The organism is Mycobacterium sp. VKM Ac-1816D, from assembly GCF_000416385.1.
Classification (GTDB): domain Bacteria; phylum Actinomycetota; class Actinomycetes; order Mycobacteriales; family Mycobacteriaceae; genus Mycobacterium; species Mycobacterium neoaurum_A.
Genome location: NZ_AOHQ01000117.1, coordinates 1 through 16,076 on the forward strand (window position 1 = coordinate 1; position 16,076 = coordinate 16,076).

Genomic DNA, 16,076 nt, shown 5'->3' on the forward strand with positions numbered 1-16,076 from the left:
TGACCACACGGGCCAGTCAGGCCGCGTGACCGAAACTGTCTGTCACCTGATCGTGCAGCAGACCCGACCGCTTTGCCAAGCACTGAGCTGCCGGAAGCGAGCCGCAGCGCGATGTCTAGGGCTAGAAGCGATTTGCCTACTGCGCCCTGTCCGATCAGCGATCCGGACTCACCTTCGTTGAGCAGGCCGGGAATGACTGGGGACGCAGTAGGCACCTTCCCCAAGGTCACCCAATCCAGCGGCTCCATATCTCCATGCGGCATCACGATGCCACCTCACCTTCGGCGCCGAACTCGGGCTGGCTCGCATCTACGCCTCGGTGGACCGTCCCATGGAGCCGTTGGGTCTTTCTCGCGGTCTGCGGCTGGCGCATTTTTCGCCATGCCACGGCCGAAGTGGCTTCGTGGAACTCCTCCACCAATCCCCTGCAACGGACACAAGGCGGCTGTAAGTCTCTCCAACTATTCCCGTGGTGCTGGTGGCCCCACGCGGCCCGCGCTGCGCAGCCCTCACATAGGCCCGCGCTCACGTAAGTCCGCTTCACCAAGTCCCAACGCTTCGCCTGGCGAAGTGTCTCCGGTAGCGCGTGGCTCGGCGGGATCATGCAGCACCGCCGATTTGCGTTGCAAGCGCAACCAGTGAGTCGCGATCCACGCGGATGTTGCGGTCACCGACGCGGAAGGCAACGAGCCTCCCCTGCGCGATGTAGCGCCGCACCGTCTTGTCACATAAACTATAGTGTTGCGCAGCCTGTTTGATCGTAACTTTCGCCGGAAGCTTGTCGCTGTCACTGTCCGGCCGAAACGATGAACCCATGATTCTCCTTCAAGGCGCGGTCCACCCCGGACGGGCGGGCCAATGAATGACGCCTATTTCGAGCGAATCTGTACGGGAGCACCTCCAAGTTCGATGAAAAGTTAACACTTCGCGAAAGATACTGCAAGCAAAGCGATTTCATTAACCATAATGGTTCATATATTTACCACCTAGCCACATCGTGCGCTTCACCGTGCGGCCTAGGAGTCTTTGATCAGCCCTCGGACGCGATGGCCAAGGCCTTCGGAGCTGTCATCGCAGAGAGGGCATCTGCGATGACCCTGTCACGCCCCTGCGCGCGGTGCTGATAGATCAGCGCGGCCTGATGGGAGGAATGCCCCAATCGGTTCATCAGGTCCGCCAACGTAGCTCCGGTCAAAGCGGCCAGCACCGCACCCGTGTGCCGAAGATCGTGGAACCTGAGATCGGGCCGTCCCGCCGCGTCGCGCGCCTTATAGAAGTGCCGATACAGCGTCGACGGAGCTAGGTGCCCACCGTTGGAAGCCGGGAATAGCAGCGAGTTAGGCGGATCCTCAACATATTCACCCAGATGTTCTTCGACCATCGGCAACAGGTGCGGCGGGATTGCAACGGTACGAATGCCGGCCTTTGATTTCGGACCTTCAACCTTGAACCCGGTCGAAACTCGCACGACTCCGCGTCGCACCTTGATCGCTCCAACAGACAGATCGATGTCCACCCGGCGAAGCTCCGTGAGTTCACCGAACCGAAGCGCACACCAGGACGCCAGCAAGATCATCAGCCGGAATTTTCCTGGCATCGCGTCCGTCAACAGGTCCAGCTGCTCAAGCGTGGCGGGTTCCACCTCGTGCACACGCTTCGCGCTTCCCGCGCCACGGATCGCACACGGGTTCTCAGTAATGCACTTGCCGGCTACCGCTGCTGCCATAATTGTGCGCAGCAACCCGTAACTATGCGCTCGCATCGTGGGCGCTCCGGCCCCCGTCTTCCGATACCAAGCTTTTACATCATCGGCGGTGATAGAAGCTACGGGTCGTTGCCCGAACGTCGGCAATAGCTGTCTATCAAGGATGAGGCGATAGTGCTCCGCAGTCCGCTGCTTGAGCGGCGCTGCAGCATCGTTGGCGCGATCCTCAAGCCACTCATTCGCGAAATCATTGAACTTGCGTCGAACGTCCGGTTTGGCGCCGGTTCCGGGCGGAACCCACGCGTCCCGAATGATCTCAGAATGACGCAGGGCAAGCCATCCGCGAGCGTCCTGCTTCGCGATGAAGGTGGTTGGCGCACTGTAGCGTCGACCATCCGGACCGAAGTACAACGCCCGGTATCTACCGCTCGGCAACTGCTGGACAGTACCGAACGTTCCCGGCGTCCGTGTCTTTCGACCTGATCCTCTGACCACCCGCGCGCCCCTTGTTGGAGTTGTGCCGTGAACTGAACGTGAACTGAGACTAGCACTCAGACGGCTGTACATGTCCACTCATGGCCTTACCCACTGAGTAAGGTTTATGCAGGTAGAGTGCTAGTTAGACCAGCACTGCGCTCGGCCCTGACACGGAAGAGGTCACTGGTTCAATCCCAGTATCGCGCACCACGTTCTATGCAGGTCAGGCCCGGTAACCCCGGGCCTTTCGTGTTCTTGTGCCCAATCAGTCATTCGTCGATCGGCGCGGGCGAATTCTGCTCTCGATAGCGTTGTCGGCATGTCGCTCGACTTCTTCCCCAGACTCGCAACCGGAGCAATCTTTCTCTCGCCGCCGGACAGCACGTGGGAGTTCAACGGGACGGGCTCGATGTACATGCGTCCTTACGTCATATTGACCGCGGCCCACTGCGTGCCTGAGGTCGAAAATGGCCGGCTCTGTTTCAAGTCGCCGATGGAGCGTGACGCGCGACTCGCCGAGCAGGTGATACGCCACCGGTCGATCGACTTGGCCGTGATGGTGATCTCCAAGGGTGCCAAGCCTCCCCCGAACGGCCAGGTTTACAACGAGATCGGCCACACCTTGGTCGACGGCGGCGACTTCCATGCCTTCGGCTACCCCGCCGAGGAGAACACTCAGGTGCCACGGCTATTCAAAGGTCACTATCAACGACATTTCGAATATCAGTCTCCGGACGGCCGGAAGTACCTTGCCGCCGAGCTGAGCGTGCCAGCGCCGGCCGGCTTGAGCGGTGGGCCCGTGTCGAACGCGCGAAGGCCACAAGTGCTCGAAGGGATCGTGACTGCGAACCACGATTCGTCGTTGGTCATCGACTCCTACGAGGAAGAAGAACGCAACGGGACAAAGACGCGCGGCAAGATCACCCGAGTCGTCTCGTACGGCATCGCGGCAATGCTGGTGCCTTCTGACGTTCAGGAGTGGGTCGACACCGTCGTAGCCCTCGCCGACGCGGGCACGCCCGATATCGCCTCCGAGTTAAACCGGTTGCTAGACGAGAAACGCCGGCGCGACTAGCGAGCCACGTTAATTGAAATTGATCGGGGTGAATCCACCGGCGTCGGTGTAGGTCGGCGGTAACCAGGCAGGTTCACCCGGCACCACTGTGTTCGGCGTAACCGGATACTTGACCTTCTCGAATATTTGAACGTCCTGGAAGTAGCCGCCGCTAGTGCTACAGCTGTATGCGCCGCAGGACGTGCTGACTGGCACCTGATGCGCCGGAATCCACACCATGCGGAACCGCACCCAACTGCCGTCAGGCTGCAGCGGGCCGTCGCAGATACTGCGCGTTTGGCTGCCGAGGAATCCCCACCGATCATTCACGCATCCAGCCTGAACGTCAGCGTTTGCTGCCGGTGTCGATATGGCGCACACACCGGCCGTCAATGCGATGACGAAAGTCAACCGTTTCTTCATATTTCCCCCTCCCTAGCTTGGAATATATCGCGGCCGGTCAACCTCCACCAGGTTTAGAAGGAATCAAATTGACGATGGTGTAAACGTTGCTGGTGTGGCTGATGAGGTTTGCAGCCTCGGCGGTTCTCGCAAGCCGGCCAGGCTGATGCGGCTCATGGCCAGCGGAGGGTACAGCTTGCGCGAGCCGTCGTGCGGGTCAAGCGAGCTACTGCAACGATGAGTCTCACTGCACTCATCATCGTCAGCCTCCGGGGGCAGCCTCGGGTGTAGAAGAAGAACTTCAACATCGCCAGAGTTGTGTCGTCTCTGAGATGCACACCTGACAGGTGGACCGGCAAACTATCGACGCCATGCCCTCAACGTGTGATATTGGCCACGATTGGGTATATTCAACTGCGAGGACGCATCCAATCGGATAGTTCTCGTTGAGTGCGGGTCAGGGTTCCGCAAACGAACTTGGGTTTATCCAACTTCGGTGCTTGCCTACGCACATGGAGCCCTGACCTTGCACCTCAAAGGTTCGGCGCGTTGTAAGACCGATCTCAGGGCCAACATGCCGGAATTCGCTCACGCGTTCACACTTGCAAGTTCACTGGCCACTGTGGTGCCGCAATTACACAGTCCGATCGATGAGCACGGCCTGCGGGTGCGCCCCTCGTAATCAGTCCAGCAGATACAGGTAATCCGGACACAGATAGTTGATCGAGCCCACAATCCAAGCGGCGTTGTTGCGCTGGGTCAGCGTGTCCCACACGTCGTCGACCGTTCCGCCCGCTTGAAACATGCCGCAGATCGCTTGGCCCAGATCGATTATTTCGTACTCCATACCTTTGGTCGCTTCACCGCGGCTAGCGATGTAGTCGACGAAGTCCTCGGAGTCCGCGTGTGCTGATGGAGCCACGATAAGGGTTAAAGCTACGCATGACATGAGCATTCCGATCTTTCTCATGCTAGGTGCTTTCGCACGCAATACCGTCACCGTCGCCATCAAGCCATGAGCCGTAATAGTCCGACGAAGAAGGAATATCCTCGTATCCAGCTTGACGTGCCTGCGTGCAGTTCTTAAACGGCGTCGCATTCGCCAGCGGTACCGGACCTGCTGCGCCGATGCCCACTAGTACGACGCCAGTGACGCCTGCACGAACCATACGATCTCTCCCCCCTTACTGCAGACTGCGCAAACTTCGCTCAAACAGAATACTGGTGCCCCGCTGAATGGTAAGCATAGGAATCTTCGTTGCGGTCGATATTCGACTTATCCAGCCAGCACCCCGTCAGTGTCGACCTTCGGGCTGGAATGCAGAAACATTTGATCCAAGGCAAGGTCGCGATGAAGCCGCAGCGGCCGTCGGCACACGAATGAATCATTGCGCGCACCGCCCCGTCAGTCGATCGACGGATAGTTGGCCAAAACGAACACTACTGAGTGAATGGACTTCTACCATCCGCCGTATGCGGAACCCGACCTACATCGCAATCGCATCAGTGGCAGTGCTCACAGCCGCCTGCGGTGCCACACCGGAAGCTGCCAAAACCAGCACCTCTACGGTCACCAACACCGTCACCGTAGCTGCGCCTCAAGCAACGAGCGGTCCGGCGCCTGAGGTCGTCAGCGCGACGTGGACAATGCCCAATCTGATTGGCACCAATCTTCAGCACGCACAGAATGAGATTCAACGCATCACCAATAACGAGGTGTTCTTCAGCAGTTCCACGGACCTGACTGGTGATGCGCGAGCTCAAATAGTCGATAGAAACTGGCAGGTCTGCACGTCAACTCCAGCACCAGGCGAATCGTTTACAGCTGAAACCAGTGTCGACTTTGGCGTAGTACGCATCGATGTCGAAAGTTGTCCGTAAGAGCATTCAGGGATTTATAGATCATCGCGGCGTAAGTCTTCCTGAAGAGCCTTTATGGCGTCACCCTTTGCGTTGGACGGTAAAGGCTTTATCGCTGAGGCTCTCCGCTGAATTCACTTCGAAGACCGAATGCTCGTACGTAGCGCCGAGCCCATTCTGGCGCCATTCCACCGTCCCCGCAATACATCGCATCACGACCCTGCCCGCCAGTACCTGGGCTACAGCAACAATGACTGCCAGCCAGGTCGGCTCTCAAATCAGTTCAGCGAAATCGACGCAGTCTTTGATGTGCGGATCTGACGCCCACATAAAGGAATCGGCCGACTCCGCCCCGACAAGGCACACGCGGGGTGAGGGGTTCGAATCCCCTTAGATCCACGCCGAACGCCTGATCGCAACCAGAACTCTGTCCACGGCTCACACCGCATCCCCCACCCGGGCCGCCGTCAACGGTGTCACCACGGTGTTCCCCTGATCGCCACACTCATTGGTGTCCACCACCGTGGTCAGTGCACCGGTGAACGTGCCGTCGGGGCGCGGCGTGAACCCCAGGGTCACCGTCGTCCACGACTCACCGGCGATCGACCCATCGGCGTAACGACAGGTGGACTTCACCCGGGCCGGGGCGATATCGCGCCACGTCCCGTCGATCAGCTGGAACGACAGCGCCCGCGCTCCGGCCCTCCGCTGCCGGTCGGGGCCAAGCACCTCCCCGCCGGCGATACAGGTGCCCTCGGTGCATGTGGTGGTCAACGTCAACCAATCCTGGGTCGGCGCACCCTGCACACCCCAGCTCACCGGACGGTCGGTGCCCGATGTCGTGGCCCGGTCCGGTTGGTATTCAACGTGATACACGCCGTTGAGCAGATCCGGCCGAGGCGCCGGCGCGCTCACCGGCTCATCGCGCAATGCCCATACCGCGACGGCGGACGCCGCGGCGATCACGACTACGGCCGCCGCCACGGCACCCGCGGTAATCACCGCCGGGCTCAGCGTGCGTGGTGCCTGCGGCTCGGGTTCCTCGTCCAGACCCCAGGCGTACGCCGACTGCGTGTCGGCATCGGCGACGCCGGCCAGCTCGGTGGGCGACCCGGCATCGGCCATATAGCCGGTGGGATCGTCACCACCCGGGGGCTCGGGCATGCCCGATTGCGCCCGAACCGCTACGCGACCGACGCCGCGAGATCGCGCGCCTGTACCCAGCGGATCAGCCGGCGCCGACGCTCGGCGGTGCGCTCGGGATGCAACTCGGCCTCCCGCTCGGCCACGATCGCCTCTTCCCAGGCGCGTTTCATGTCATCGTCGTGGAACTGCACGGCACGAGCCATGGTCTGCACTCCCTTCCTCGACATACCGTCAGCCTAGCGGCGACAGCCGACAACGCGAGCGGACTCGTCCCCCGCGTCATCGCGGCTGCCCCGTCGCCTCGGCCGCGGCCAACAGGTGCGCCAGAATCTTGATCGAGGCGATATCGGAGGCGGTGAATCCGTCCTTCTCCAACGTGTTGGCCGTCAGCATCCCAAAGGCCACGTCGGCACGCACCGCCACCGACACGAACGATTTGTAGACACGGCCCCTGCTGACATCCCAGGTCTCCGGGATGCGCGCGTCGGTGTCATTGCTGCTCTCGACGTCGCCATGGTCGATCAGCGTCCACACGCCCTGATCACCACCGGTCCCCTCGACGAACTCACTGGTGAACGAATCCTCGCGGTTGATCGAGTCGACATAGGAACCACACGTCATCACCCGGGAACCGCCGGGGCGATGCTGCACCCGGAAGTACGCCGCACGCGGCGCATCGCTTTGCATCAGGTCGCACACCTTGCTGACGATGGACGACCGGAACCCGCTGATCTCGCGGTCCCGGGCGGTCTGATCCATGGCCGCGAACCGGCGCAGTTTGTCGGCGGTGCCCAACATCGCGCCGTTGATCAGCAGCGAGGTCCGCCGCGACTCGGCGCGCAACGCCTGCTCCAGGTCGGCCTTCTGGCCCTCCTGCTGCGCCTTGTAGGCACGCTCGTTGCGGAACTTGAACAACCCGGTGATGGCCGTGGCGGTGGCCAGCACGACGGTCGTGATCCGCAGCCCGAGCTCCCAGCCCCCGCCGGTCAGATTGGTCAGCAGCGCCACCACCGCGGTCAGCACCGCAAGGACCGTCAGGGCGATGTTGTACTGCACCGCCCGGTCCTTCACGACGTCGTCGACCACCTTGTCTGCCACGCCAGCAGCATCTCACCCGCCACCGTCAACGCCGCACGATCAGCCCAGGGTCAGCATCCAGGCCGGAACCCAATGCGTCACCGGCCGTTCGCTGGCCCCGAAGCGCACCGGATAGGTGACCAGCCCCCACCACGCGCCTTGCTCGCACAACCCCCAGCAGGTCAGCTGCGCCTCGACGACCTTGTGCATCTGCAACCCCAGCGGGTGCTGGCGGCCCCACCGGCAGTGCGGTTGACGCGGGAACAGCGCGGCCAGATCCACCAGCACGGTCCGCGGCGGATCGACCCGGCGGAACACCTCACGCGTGGGCTGCCCGCCGTACCCGATGGACTGCATCTCACCCACGGTTCGATCATATGTTCGAACCGTGGGTCGACGGAAGTCAGCGCCCGTGTTCGTCGAAGAAGACCGCGGCGGCCTCGGAGGCGCTGAACGACCGGATCGCCGGGCCCACCTGGTTGGCCGGCAGGATCTCCGGGGCCCCTGGCCACGTGTGCCCGCCGCCGTCGACCCGCATGTAGACCACCGCCGACCCCTCGGCGCAGCGATAACTGACCCGCTCGACGAACTGGGCATCGACGCCGGGCTGCGGTTCGATCAACGGATCCGCATCACAGGCGTCGAGGTGTCGCCAACTGTCGACCAGCGCGGTGGCCGCCAAGACGGTGCTCGCCCCACCGCGGCCCATCATCGGTCCACCGCCGATGGGCACGATCGGGTCCAACGTGCCGTGGATCGTCAGCACCGACACCGGGCGCGACGGATGGCACCCGACATTGGTCCCGAGGGACGCACCGACGGTCGCGATGGCGGCGAACACGTCGGCGCGCTCACAGGCCAACCGGTTCGCCATGAACCCACCCGCCGACAACCCGGTGACGAACACCCGACCCGGCGGTATCCCGAAGTCGGCCGAAAGACGCTGCACCAGCGTCACCAGGAATCCGACATCGTCGACCCCGGTGCGGTCGGGCACCGAGGCGCCGCGCCCGTCGGCCCAGCTGAAGTCGATCCCGTCGGGATAGACCACGACGTAACCGTGCTGATCGGCCACCGGATCGAAGTCGGTCAGCGCGGCCTGCTGCGCGCCGGTCTGCCCGCCGGCGTGCAGGCTGAGCACCAGCCCCTTCGGCGTCCCCGGCGGCACATGCACCTGATAGGTGCGGCTCAGCCCACCGAAGTCGATATGCGCCACCGGCGCTTCGGCGGCGGCCACCGGTACCGGTGTCAGCACACAGGCCAACACCACCAGCAACGCCGCGGCGCGTCTCCCCCACACGTGGGCGAGCTTAGATGCTTCAGGCGTACAGCGACTCGAAGTTGTCGACCGACCGCTCGATATCGCCCTTGACGGTGCGCGCGGCGACCGCACCGATCGGACCGAACAGCGGCGGCCCGCCCAGGTCGATGGTGACGGTGAACGCACATCCCGACGCGGTCGGCTTCACCGCCATCTTCAGCCCGTACTTGGTCCCGCCGACCCCCTTGCCGGTGACCTCCACCAGCCGCGGAGCATCGAACGTGCGCACCGTCCAGGTGACCCGGTTGCGCATGCCCTTCGCACCGGCCACCCCGATCAGCGTCGTACCGGCGGTCAGTTCGTCGGGGACATCACTACGCCAGCCCTCGTGCAGGACCAGCCAGTCCCCCAGTTCGTCGAGCTTGGACACGTGGTCCCATGCGGTCTGCGGGTCGATCGACAGCTCGCGGGAAAGTTCGACCTTTGCCATGGGCGGAATGCTAGTAGCTTCGGTGCGATGCACCGCAGCAACGTCGGGTTCGGCTGATGGCCCGCTACGTCGCGCTGCTGCGCGGGATCAACGTCGGCGGCAAGAACATCATCGCGATGAAGGATCTGCGTGCCACCCTCGACGAGCACGGTTATGACAACGTGCGCACCTACATCCAGTCGGGCAACGTGCTGTTCGACACCGACGACGATCCCGCGAACCTGGAGAGCGCCATCGAAGGCGCCTTGGAGAAGGCATTCGGCGTTGCACTGGTCGTGGTCGTGCGCTCACACCGCCAGCTGCGCAACGTGGTCAGCAAGGCGCCCAAGGGTTTCGGCGCCGACCCCGACACGTTCCATTCCGACGCCATCTTCCTGAAGGCACCCCTGACCGCGGCGCGCGTGCTGGACATCGTCACGCTGCGCGACGGGGTCGACCAGGCCTGGCCGGGTACCGGGGTGGTGTATTTCGCGCGGCTGGGCGCCGAACGAACCAAGAGCAGGTTGAGCAAGATCACCACCACCACCGAGTACAAGCAGATAACGATCCGCAACTGGAAGACCACGCAGACCCTGCTAGCCCTGCTCGACGAGCAGGGCTAGCCGGGTCAGCGGCGCGCGAGCTCGCGCAACACCAGATCCGTTGTGGCCCAATCCATGCACTTGTCGGTGACCGACTGGCCGTAGGTCAGCGGCTTGGCATCCGGTGACTGGGCGCCCGCCACCAGGAAGCTCTCCAACATGACACCGCTGACCGGTAGTCCGTCGCGCACCAGCTGCGCCACCTCGGCAGCCACGACGGCCTGGCGGACGTGATCCTTGCCGGAATTGGCGTGGCTGCAGTCGATGACGACCCGGCCGGGCAGGCCGGCGGCCACCAGCTTGTCGGCCACCGCATTGATCGCGGATGCCTCGTAGTTGGGTCCGCCGGTGCCGCCGCGCAGGATCACATGGCAGTCCTCGTTGCCCGCGGTGTTGACAAGGGCGCCCCGGCCCATGTCATCCATTCCGAAGAAGACATGTTGGGCCGCAGCGGCATTGACACCGTCGACGGCGACCTGGATGTTGCCGTCGGTGCCGTTCTTGAAGCCGACCGGCATGGACAGACCCGAGGCCAGCTGCCGGTGCACCTGCGATTCGGTGGTGCGCGCACCGATGGCGCCCCAGGCGACGGCGTCGGCGATGTACTGCGGGCTGGTGGGCTCGAGGAATTCGCATCCGACCGGCAGACCGATGTCGATGACGTCGAGCAGCAACTGGCGCGCGGTCCGCAGCCCCCGCGTGACGTCGAAGGTGTTGTCCATGCCCGGATCGTTGATCAGGCCCTTCCAGCCGATCGTGGTGCGGGGCTTCTCGAAGTACACCCGCATGACGATCTTGAGCCGGTCCTTGAGCTCCTCGGCCACCGTGGCCAGCCGGCCGGCGTAGTCGAGCGCGGCCTCGGGGTCATGCACCGAACACGGGCCGACCACGACCAGCAGGCGGTCGTCGCGACCGGCCAGGATGTCGGCGATCTCGTCGCGGTCGCGCGCCACCCGCTCGGCCCGCCGCGCGCCCAGCGGGAACTCGGTGAGCACATCGTGCGGGCTGGGGATCTCGCTGAAACTGCGAATCCGCCGGTCCGACGTCGCGGGTGCGGTGGCGATCTGCGCCAGATTCATGGGGTGCCTTCCTGCTACGGGCACCTGCGTGAGATTTCGGCGCCCTCGTAATGACGAAAGGCAGCGACCGTGGTGGTCACTGCCTGGGCTCCGGGTGGATGCGCGGTTAGATCAACGCTTTATCGGCTCCGCCCGGAGCCTTGATAAAGCGCCAATAGGCGGCGCATACACCGATGTTCACGTCGGCCAGGTTACACGCCCGCCCCGCACGGGCCAAAGCGGCCTGCACGTCACGGCTTGAGCCGCCAGGCATAACCGGCGATGCCCACCCCGATCAACGCGATCAGCGGACCGAGCACCGACCAGGTGGTGGTGTTGCTCATCGGACTGCCTCCGACGGCGCCGAAACCCTGCAGGGCGAACAGGGTGCCGAAGGCCGCCAGGACGATTCCGATGCACAACACCGCGATACGCATACTGTGACAGTAACCTCGGCAGCGATGGTTGACATCTCGTTCTTGAAGCGCACCCAGGCCGGCTATGACCGCACGGCCGCCGGTTATGCCGACGCCTTCGCCGGCCACCTCGACGACAAACCGGTCGACCGCGCGATGCTGCGGGCGTTCGCCGATTCGGTACCGGCGGGGTGGCCCGTCGTCGACGTCGGCTGCGGGACCGGCGCGGCCACCGCGATCCTGCGGGAGTATGGCGCCGCGGTGTCGGGAATCGACCTGTCCCCCAACATGATCGACCATGCGCGCCGAGTGTGGCCGAGTATCGATTTCACCGTCGGCTCGATGACCGCGCTGCCGTTGCCCGACGAAAGCGTCGGCGGGGTGTGCGCGTGGTATTCGATCATCCACGTGCCCGACGACGCCCTGGCCGGGGTGTTCGCCGAGTTCCGTCGCGTGTTGATTCCCGGCGGCGTCGCGCTGGCGGCCTTTCAGGTCGGTGATCAACCACGTCATCTGACCGAGGCCTTCGGCGAACACGTCAATCTGGTCTTCGAACGCCGTCGCCCGGAATCGGTCGCCGAGTCGCTGGACGCCGCCGGCCTCCCGGTGTACGCCCAACTGGTCCGGGGCCCTGACGACGACGGTGTCGAATCGACACCGCAGGGGTATTTGATCGCCCGCAAACCCATCCGCCAGCAAGGAGTCTCCCCGTGAGCGACCGCATGGAAGTCCAACGCACCATCGCCGCCCCGGCCTCCGACATCTTCGCCGTGCTGACCGACCCGCACGGCCACGTGGCCATCGACGCCTCCGGCATGTTGCAGGATGCGAGCGGCGAGCCGGCCCGACAGGTCGGTGACCGGTTCGTGGTGCACATGGATCGGGAGGCGCTCAACGACTTTCCGATGGGCAAGTACGACGTGACTGTCGACATCGTCGACTACGAGCAGGACCGGCTGATCGCCTGGACCATCCTCGGCCAGATCAAGCCGCAGATCGGCCACGTCTACGGCTACCGCCTGGAGCCCACCGACGACGGGACGGTCGTGACATCGTTCTACGACTGGTCGGCCATCGATGACAAGTGGCGCGAGGCGGGCATCTTCCCGGTGATCCCGGAATCCGCTTTGCGGGCGACGCTGGGCATTCTCGATCGCACGGTGCGGCGGGGCTACCCGCGGCCATAACGTCAACCCAGGGTTGACGACGGTGCATCGTCAACCTACGGTTGTCGCATGAGTACTTCCGTCAGCCTCGATGACCTGATCCGCACCATCAAGTCCGTCCACACCGACGCCCTCGAACAACTCTCCGATGCCGTGCTGGCCGCCGAACACCTCGGCGAGGTCGCCGACCACCTCGTCGGCCACTTCGTGGACCAGGCCCGCCGCTCCGGAGCCTCCTGGACCGACATCGGCGCCAGCATGGGCGTCACCAAACAGGCCGCCCAGAAACGGTTCGTCCCCAAGGGCGACACCATCGACCCCAACGAGGGTTTCGCACGGTTCACCCCGCGAGCCCGCGCCGCGGTCGTCTTCAGCCAGAACGCCGCCCGCGATGCCGAGAACACCGAGATCACCCCCGAGCACCTGATACTGGGCCTGCTGGTCGACACCGACTCGCTGGCCATCGCCCTGCTACGGGCCCAGGGCATCGAACCCGACCAGTTGCGCGCGGCGATCACCCTGCCGGCCGCCACCGGTCAGACATTGGACCTGGTGCCCTTCAACGGTGCCGCCAGGAAGGTCCTGGAGCTGACCTTCCGCGAGGCACTTCGCCTGGGCCACAACTACATCGGCACCGAGCACATGCTGCTGGCGCTGTTGGAATCCGAGGCCGGCGACGGCCCCCTGCACGGTCTGGGCCTCGACAGGGATCGGCTCACCGCCACCCTGGTCGACCTGCTGTCGGCGATGCCGGGAATGAAATCCGACGACGAACTGTAGAACTGCGACATGGAACTCAACGCAGCCGCCCGGGAACTCATCGGTGCGGGCGCCGACGCCACGCTGGTCACCATCAACCCCGACGGCAGCCCGCAGGCCACCGTCGTCTGGGTCGCGCTGCAATCCACCCCCGAGGGTGACGAACTCGTCTCGGCCCACCTGAGCGACACCTATCGCAAGGTGCGCAACGTCCGCCGCGACGGCCGGGTCACCGCCACCATCCTGGCTCCGAGCACGCCCGGCCAGCAACGCGAGTACCTGTCGATCACCGGCACCGCACGCGTCGTCGAAGGCGGCCTGGACGTCCTCAAGGAACTGGCCGTCGCCATGCTCGGCTCCGATGAGCACTTCCCACCCGCCGATGCCCCCGACGGATTCCTGACCCGGATCCGCATCGAATCCATCGGCGGACACGGACCCTGGGTGGCCTAAACGGCCGAACCTCCGAGCCGGCGCCGGGCATGTGCCATCATGCGAGGCAGCAAAGAGAGGGTTTGTATGTCGCGCTTGTTGTCGATCCTTGTCGCCGCCATGACCTTGGTGGCGGTCGGTGTCGCCCCGCCCGCCGCTGCGGCCGAGACGCCGATCGGCGACCTCGGACAGACGCTGCGCGTCCAATACGACGACTTCGTCGCCGACGTCACCGTCCATGACGTACTCCCGGTGCCCGTCCCGCCCGGCTGGGGCTGGAATGGTTCGCCACGCTGGCGGGCGCAGGGCGGCCCGTGGCGCGCCGGCATCACCGTGCACGTCATCTCCGCACCCAACCCGTTCAAACTGTCGATCGCCACGACGTTCAGCGGTGTCACCCCGTACGCCGACGCGTACGCCGCCAAGCACACCGATGCCCCCGATGCCTTGGAGAAGGCACTGCTCAACGCCCCGCCCGGGGCCACCGTCTCCGGCGGCGTCTACTGGGACGTCTACCGCGCGCTGGTCACCAACGTGGTGATGATCAACCCGCAGACCGGAACCCATCTGGCGCAGTGGAACATCTGGCAGCCCGGCTCACCCCTGCCGTGATCCGGGCCGCCACGGCCGCGGATGTCGACGAGCTGGCCGCGGTCGCGGCCGCCACGTTCCCGCTGGCCTGCCCGCCCGAATCCGACCCGGCCGATGTGGCCACGTTCGTCGCGACCCACCTCTCACCACAGGCCTTCCGGGATTATCTGCGCGACCCGGACCGCACAGTGCTCATCGCGTGCGACGAACAACGGATCCTCGGCTACACCATGCTGATTCGCGGTGAGCCTGATGACCCCGACGTGCAACGCACCGTCGCGCTCCGGCCCACCGTCGAACTGTCCAAGATGTACACCGCACCCGAGGCCCACGGCCGCGGCGTCGCCGCCGCACTGATGTCACATGCCCTGGGACACTGCACCGACCTCGGCGCAGCATGCGTGTGGCTCGGGGTGAACCAGGACAACGCCCGAGCCCAACGCTTCTACGTGAAATCGGGATTCGAGGTCGCCGGGACCAAAACGTTCCAGCTGGGAAACAACATCGAGAACGACTACGTGATGGTGCGAAGGCTCAGCCCGACTGCGCCGCCGCCGTGAGTGCCAACAACCGCGAGGTGGCCCGCAGATACTTCTTGCGGAAACCCCCTGCCACCATCTCGTCACTGAAGATCGTGTCGAGCTTGGTCCCCGAGGCCAGGATCGGGACGCCGGCGTCGTAGAGCCGGTCGGTCAGCGCCACCAGCCGCAACGCCACACTCTGGTCGGTGATCGGGTGCACCCCGGTGATGAACACCTCCCGGACCCCGTCGATCAACGCGTGATAGCGGGAGGGATGCATGGTCGCCAAGTGGGCACACAGCGCGTCGAAATCGTCGAGCGTCGCGCCGTCGACGCCGGTGGCGCGGGCACGCACCTCGTCATCGGACAGCGGCTCCGGCGCCGGCGGCAGACCGCGGTGCCGGTAGTCGGGACCCTCGACCCGCACGGTCGTGAAGATCGCGGCCAGCGTGTTGATCTCACGCAGGAAATCCTGTGCGGCGAACCGGCCCTCACCCAGCTGTTCGGGCAACGTATTCGAGGTGGCGGCGATCGACACCCCGCGCTCGACGAGTGCCGAGAGCAGCCGCGAGATCAACGTGGTGTTACCAGGGTCGTCGAGCTCGAACTCGTCGATGCAGATCACGATGTACTGGCTCAGCAGCTCGATGCACTCGGTGAAACCGAACACCCCGGCCAGCTGGGTGAGCTCACCGAACGTCGCGAATGCCGTCGGCGCGACGTCGGCGTTGGTCAGGGCGTAGTAGGTGGAGGCCAGCAGGTGGGTCTTGCCGACACCGAACCCGCCGTCGAGGTACACCCCCACCCCGGGCAGCACCTCCCGCTTACCGAACAGCTTCTTCTTGCCGGCCCGCCGCTGCAGCGCCTGCTCGCAGAACTCTCGGCACCGCTCGACCGCCGCGGCCTGCGACGGCTCGGCGGGATCGGGACGGTAGGTGTCGAAGCTGACATCGGCGAAGGTCGGCGGTGGCACCAGGCGCGCGACCAGCTGTTCCGGCGTCACCTTGGGGTGCCGATCCACCAAACCATCGACCCCGGTGCCGCTTTGCATGTCGTGCACCTTATCGACGTGCTGCAATG

The 16,076-nt window shown here is 64.5% G+C and carries 24 protein-coding genes; 9 read left to right on the top strand and 15 right to left on the bottom strand.

The window, feature by feature from the left end:
- The 3 genes from G154_RS27355 to G154_RS04805 all read right to left on the bottom strand — a co-directional run.
- The coding region (locus G154_RS27355; RefSeq protein WP_155944841.1) for an AAA family ATPase at positions 1 to 263 on the bottom strand (263 nt) is incomplete at its 3' end.
- Positions 264 to 600: 337 nt separating this feature from the next.
- Positions 601 to 816: a helix-turn-helix domain-containing protein gene (locus tag G154_RS25845; RefSeq protein ID WP_081649933.1), complete on the bottom strand. Its 216-nt coding sequence runs from the start codon at positions 814 to 816 to the stop codon at positions 601 to 603.
- Positions 817 to 1,030: 214 nt separating this feature from the next.
- Positions 1,031 to 2,116: a tyrosine-type recombinase/integrase gene (locus tag G154_RS04805; protein WP_023985673.1), complete on the bottom strand. Its 1,086-nt coding sequence runs from the start codon at positions 2,114 to 2,116 to the stop codon at positions 1,031 to 1,033.
- 385 nt (positions 2,117 to 2,501) lie between these two features.
- On the opposite strand from G154_RS04805, the gene G154_RS04810 reads away from it, so the two are divergent.
- Positions 2,502 to 3,257: a serine protease gene (locus G154_RS04810; protein ID WP_019511845.1), complete on the top strand. Its 756-nt coding sequence runs from the start codon at positions 2,502 to 2,504 to the stop codon at positions 3,255 to 3,257.
- 9 nt (positions 3,258 to 3,266) lie between these two features.
- Here G154_RS04810 and G154_RS04815 read toward each other — a convergent pair whose 3' ends face one another.
- The 3 genes from G154_RS04815 to G154_RS25850 form a co-directional block, all read right to left on the bottom strand.
- Positions 3,267 to 3,659: a hypothetical protein gene (locus G154_RS04815; protein ID WP_023985672.1), complete on the bottom strand. Its 393-nt coding sequence runs from the start codon at positions 3,657 to 3,659 to the stop codon at positions 3,267 to 3,269.
- A 661-nt stretch (positions 3,660 to 4,320) separates the two neighbouring features.
- Complete coding sequence (locus G154_RS04820; RefSeq protein ID WP_157884745.1) at positions 4,321 to 4,608, bottom strand: DUF732 domain-containing protein; 288 nt, start codon at positions 4,606 to 4,608, stop codon at positions 4,321 to 4,323.
- A gap of 1 nt (position 4,609) precedes the next feature.
- Positions 4,610 to 4,807 (bottom strand): excalibur calcium-binding domain-containing protein, encoded by a 198-nt coding sequence (locus tag G154_RS25850; RefSeq protein ID WP_081649936.1) that lies wholly within the window; start codon positions 4,805 to 4,807, stop codon positions 4,610 to 4,612.
- A gap of 304 nt (positions 4,808 to 5,111) precedes the next feature.
- Between G154_RS25850 and G154_RS27045 the strand changes: the two genes are divergently transcribed.
- Positions 5,112 to 5,519, top strand: a complete 408-nt coding sequence (locus G154_RS27045) for a hypothetical protein (protein WP_234713115.1) — start codon at positions 5,112 to 5,114, stop codon at positions 5,517 to 5,519.
- A gap of 417 nt (positions 5,520 to 5,936) precedes the next feature.
- Here the strand turns inward: G154_RS27045 and G154_RS04825 are convergent, their stop codons facing one another.
- From G154_RS04825 to G154_RS04845, 6 genes are read right to left on the bottom strand one after another with little or no spacing between them, the layout of a single operon-like run.
- Positions 5,937 to 6,662: a hypothetical protein gene (locus tag G154_RS04825; protein WP_023985671.1), complete on the bottom strand. Its 726-nt coding sequence runs from the start codon at positions 6,660 to 6,662 to the stop codon at positions 5,937 to 5,939.
- Between the two features lie 20 nt (positions 6,663 to 6,682).
- On the bottom strand, positions 6,683 to 6,871 hold the full coding sequence (locus G154_RS26330; protein ID WP_131701330.1) for a hypothetical protein: 189 nt from the start codon (positions 6,869 to 6,871) through the stop codon (positions 6,683 to 6,685).
- Between the two features lie 52 nt (positions 6,872 to 6,923).
- Complete coding sequence (locus G154_RS04830) at positions 6,924 to 7,742, bottom strand: hypothetical protein (RefSeq protein ID WP_019511840.1); 819 nt, start codon at positions 7,740 to 7,742, stop codon at positions 6,924 to 6,926.
- 39 nt (positions 7,743 to 7,781) lie between these two features.
- Positions 7,782 to 8,078 (bottom strand): hypothetical protein, encoded by a 297-nt coding sequence (locus G154_RS04835; RefSeq protein WP_187697599.1) that lies wholly within the window; start codon positions 8,076 to 8,078, stop codon positions 7,782 to 7,784.
- 46 nt (positions 8,079 to 8,124) lie between these two features.
- On the bottom strand, positions 8,125 to 9,021 hold the full coding sequence (locus tag G154_RS04840; protein ID WP_019511838.1) for a PHB depolymerase family esterase: 897 nt from the start codon (positions 9,019 to 9,021) through the stop codon (positions 8,125 to 8,127).
- 19 nt (positions 9,022 to 9,040) lie between these two features.
- On the bottom strand, positions 9,041 to 9,472 hold the full coding sequence (locus tag G154_RS04845; protein WP_019511837.1) for an SRPBCC family protein: 432 nt from the start codon (positions 9,470 to 9,472) through the stop codon (positions 9,041 to 9,043).
- 56 nt (positions 9,473 to 9,528) lie between these two features.
- On the opposite strand from G154_RS04845, the gene G154_RS04850 reads away from it, so the two are divergent.
- Complete coding sequence (locus G154_RS04850) at positions 9,529 to 10,074, top strand: DUF1697 domain-containing protein (RefSeq protein ID WP_019511836.1); 546 nt, start codon at positions 9,529 to 9,531, stop codon at positions 10,072 to 10,074.
- A 5-nt stretch (positions 10,075 to 10,079) separates the two neighbouring features.
- Here G154_RS04850 and G154_RS04855 read toward each other — a convergent pair whose 3' ends face one another.
- Both G154_RS04855 and G154_RS04860 read right to left on the bottom strand, forming a co-directional pair.
- Complete coding sequence (locus G154_RS04855; protein WP_019511835.1) at positions 10,080 to 11,132, bottom strand: 3-deoxy-7-phosphoheptulonate synthase; 1,053 nt, start codon at positions 11,130 to 11,132, stop codon at positions 10,080 to 10,082.
- A gap of 230 nt (positions 11,133 to 11,362) precedes the next feature.
- Positions 11,363 to 11,548, bottom strand: a complete 186-nt coding sequence (locus G154_RS04860; protein WP_019511834.1) for a hypothetical protein — start codon at positions 11,546 to 11,548, stop codon at positions 11,363 to 11,365.
- A 24-nt stretch (positions 11,549 to 11,572) separates the two neighbouring features.
- Between G154_RS04860 and G154_RS04865 the strand changes: the two genes are divergently transcribed.
- From G154_RS04865 to G154_RS04890, 6 genes are all read left to right on the top strand, one after another.
- Positions 11,573 to 12,241, top strand: coding sequence for a class I SAM-dependent methyltransferase (locus G154_RS04865; protein WP_019511833.1), 669 nt, complete (start codon positions 11,573 to 11,575; stop codon positions 12,239 to 12,241).
- Positions 12,238 to 12,714, top strand: coding sequence for an SRPBCC family protein (locus G154_RS04870; RefSeq protein WP_023985669.1), 477 nt, complete (start codon positions 12,238 to 12,240; stop codon positions 12,712 to 12,714). Before G154_RS04865 ends, G154_RS04870 begins: the two co-directional genes overlap by 4 nt.
- A 48-nt stretch (positions 12,715 to 12,762) precedes the next feature.
- Positions 12,763 to 13,473, top strand: a complete 711-nt coding sequence (locus G154_RS04875) for a Clp protease N-terminal domain-containing protein (protein WP_019511831.1) — start codon at positions 12,763 to 12,765, stop codon at positions 13,471 to 13,473.
- 9 nt (positions 13,474 to 13,482) lie between these two features.
- Positions 13,483 to 13,905: a PPOX class F420-dependent oxidoreductase gene (locus G154_RS04880; protein WP_019511830.1), complete on the top strand. Its 423-nt coding sequence runs from the start codon at positions 13,483 to 13,485 to the stop codon at positions 13,903 to 13,905.
- Positions 13,906 to 13,971: 66 nt separating this feature from the next.
- Positions 13,972 to 14,496, top strand: a complete 525-nt coding sequence (locus G154_RS04885; protein ID WP_023985668.1) for a hypothetical protein — start codon at positions 13,972 to 13,974, stop codon at positions 14,494 to 14,496.
- Positions 14,460 to 15,035: a GNAT family N-acetyltransferase gene (locus G154_RS04890; RefSeq protein WP_019511828.1), complete on the top strand. Its 576-nt coding sequence runs from the start codon at positions 14,460 to 14,462 to the stop codon at positions 15,033 to 15,035. The genes G154_RS04885 and G154_RS04890 overlap by 37 nt, the downstream gene beginning before the upstream one ends.
- Here G154_RS04890 and zapE read toward each other — a convergent pair.
- Entirely contained in the window at positions 15,010 to 16,047 is a 1,038-nt protein-coding gene (gene zapE / locus G154_RS04895) for a cell division protein ZapE (RefSeq protein ID WP_023985666.1), read from the bottom strand. The genes G154_RS04890 and zapE overlap by 26 nt on opposite strands.
- Positions 16,048 to 16,076: the final 29 nt, after the last annotated feature.

Excerpts from the sequence above, each read along its gene's own strand:
- G154_RS04885 (WP_023985668.1), top strand. The coding sequence starts at position 13,972 with ATGTCGCGCTTGTTGTCGATCCTTGTCGCCGCCATGACCTTGGTGGCG.
- G154_RS04855 (WP_019511835.1), bottom strand. The coding sequence starts at position 11,132 with ATGAATCTGGCGCAGATCGCCACCGCACCCGCGACGTCGGACCGGCGG.
- G154_RS04860 (WP_019511834.1), bottom strand. The coding sequence starts at position 11,548 with ATGCGTATCGCGGTGTTGTGCATCGGAATCGTCCTGGCGGCCTTCGGC.
- G154_RS04815 (WP_023985672.1), bottom strand. The coding sequence starts at position 3,659 with ATGAAGAAACGGTTGACTTTCGTCATCGCATTGACGGCCGGTGTGTGC.
- G154_RS27045 (WP_234713115.1), top strand. The coding sequence starts at position 5,112 with ATGCGGAACCCGACCTACATCGCAATCGCATCAGTGGCAGTGCTCACA.
- G154_RS04810 (WP_019511845.1), top strand. The coding sequence starts at position 2,502 with ATGTCGCTCGACTTCTTCCCCAGACTCGCAACCGGAGCAATCTTTCTC.
- G154_RS04835 (WP_187697599.1), bottom strand. The coding sequence starts at position 8,078 with ATGCAGTCCATCGGGTACGGCGGGCAGCCCACGCGTGAGGTGTTCCGC.
- G154_RS26330 (WP_131701330.1), bottom strand. The coding sequence starts at position 6,871 with ATGTCGAGGAAGGGAGTGCAGACCATGGCTCGTGCCGTGCAGTTCCAC.
- G154_RS04880 (WP_019511830.1), top strand. The coding sequence starts at position 13,483 with ATGGAACTCAACGCAGCCGCCCGGGAACTCATCGGTGCGGGCGCCGAC.
- G154_RS04850 (WP_019511836.1), top strand. The coding sequence starts at position 9,529 with ATGGCCCGCTACGTCGCGCTGCTGCGCGGGATCAACGTCGGCGGCAAG.
- G154_RS04875 (WP_019511831.1), top strand. The coding sequence starts at position 12,763 with ATGAGTACTTCCGTCAGCCTCGATGACCTGATCCGCACCATCAAGTCC.
- G154_RS04820 (WP_157884745.1), bottom strand. The coding sequence starts at position 4,608 with ATGAGAAAGATCGGAATGCTCATGTCATGCGTAGCTTTAACCCTTATC.
- zapE (WP_023985666.1), bottom strand. The coding sequence starts at position 16,047 with ATGCAAAGCGGCACCGGGGTCGATGGTTTGGTGGATCGGCACCCCAAG.
- G154_RS04845 (WP_019511837.1), bottom strand. The coding sequence starts at position 9,472 with ATGGCAAAGGTCGAACTTTCCCGCGAGCTGTCGATCGACCCGCAGACC.
- G154_RS25845 (WP_081649933.1), bottom strand. The coding sequence starts at position 816 with ATGGGTTCATCGTTTCGGCCGGACAGTGACAGCGACAAGCTTCCGGCG.
- G154_RS04865 (WP_019511833.1), top strand. The coding sequence starts at position 11,573 with ATGGTTGACATCTCGTTCTTGAAGCGCACCCAGGCCGGCTATGACCGC.
- G154_RS25850 (WP_081649936.1), bottom strand. The coding sequence starts at position 4,807 with ATGGTTCGTGCAGGCGTCACTGGCGTCGTACTAGTGGGCATCGGCGCA.
- G154_RS04825 (WP_023985671.1), bottom strand. The coding sequence starts at position 6,662 with ATGCCCGAGCCCCCGGGTGGTGACGATCCCACCGGCTATATGGCCGAT.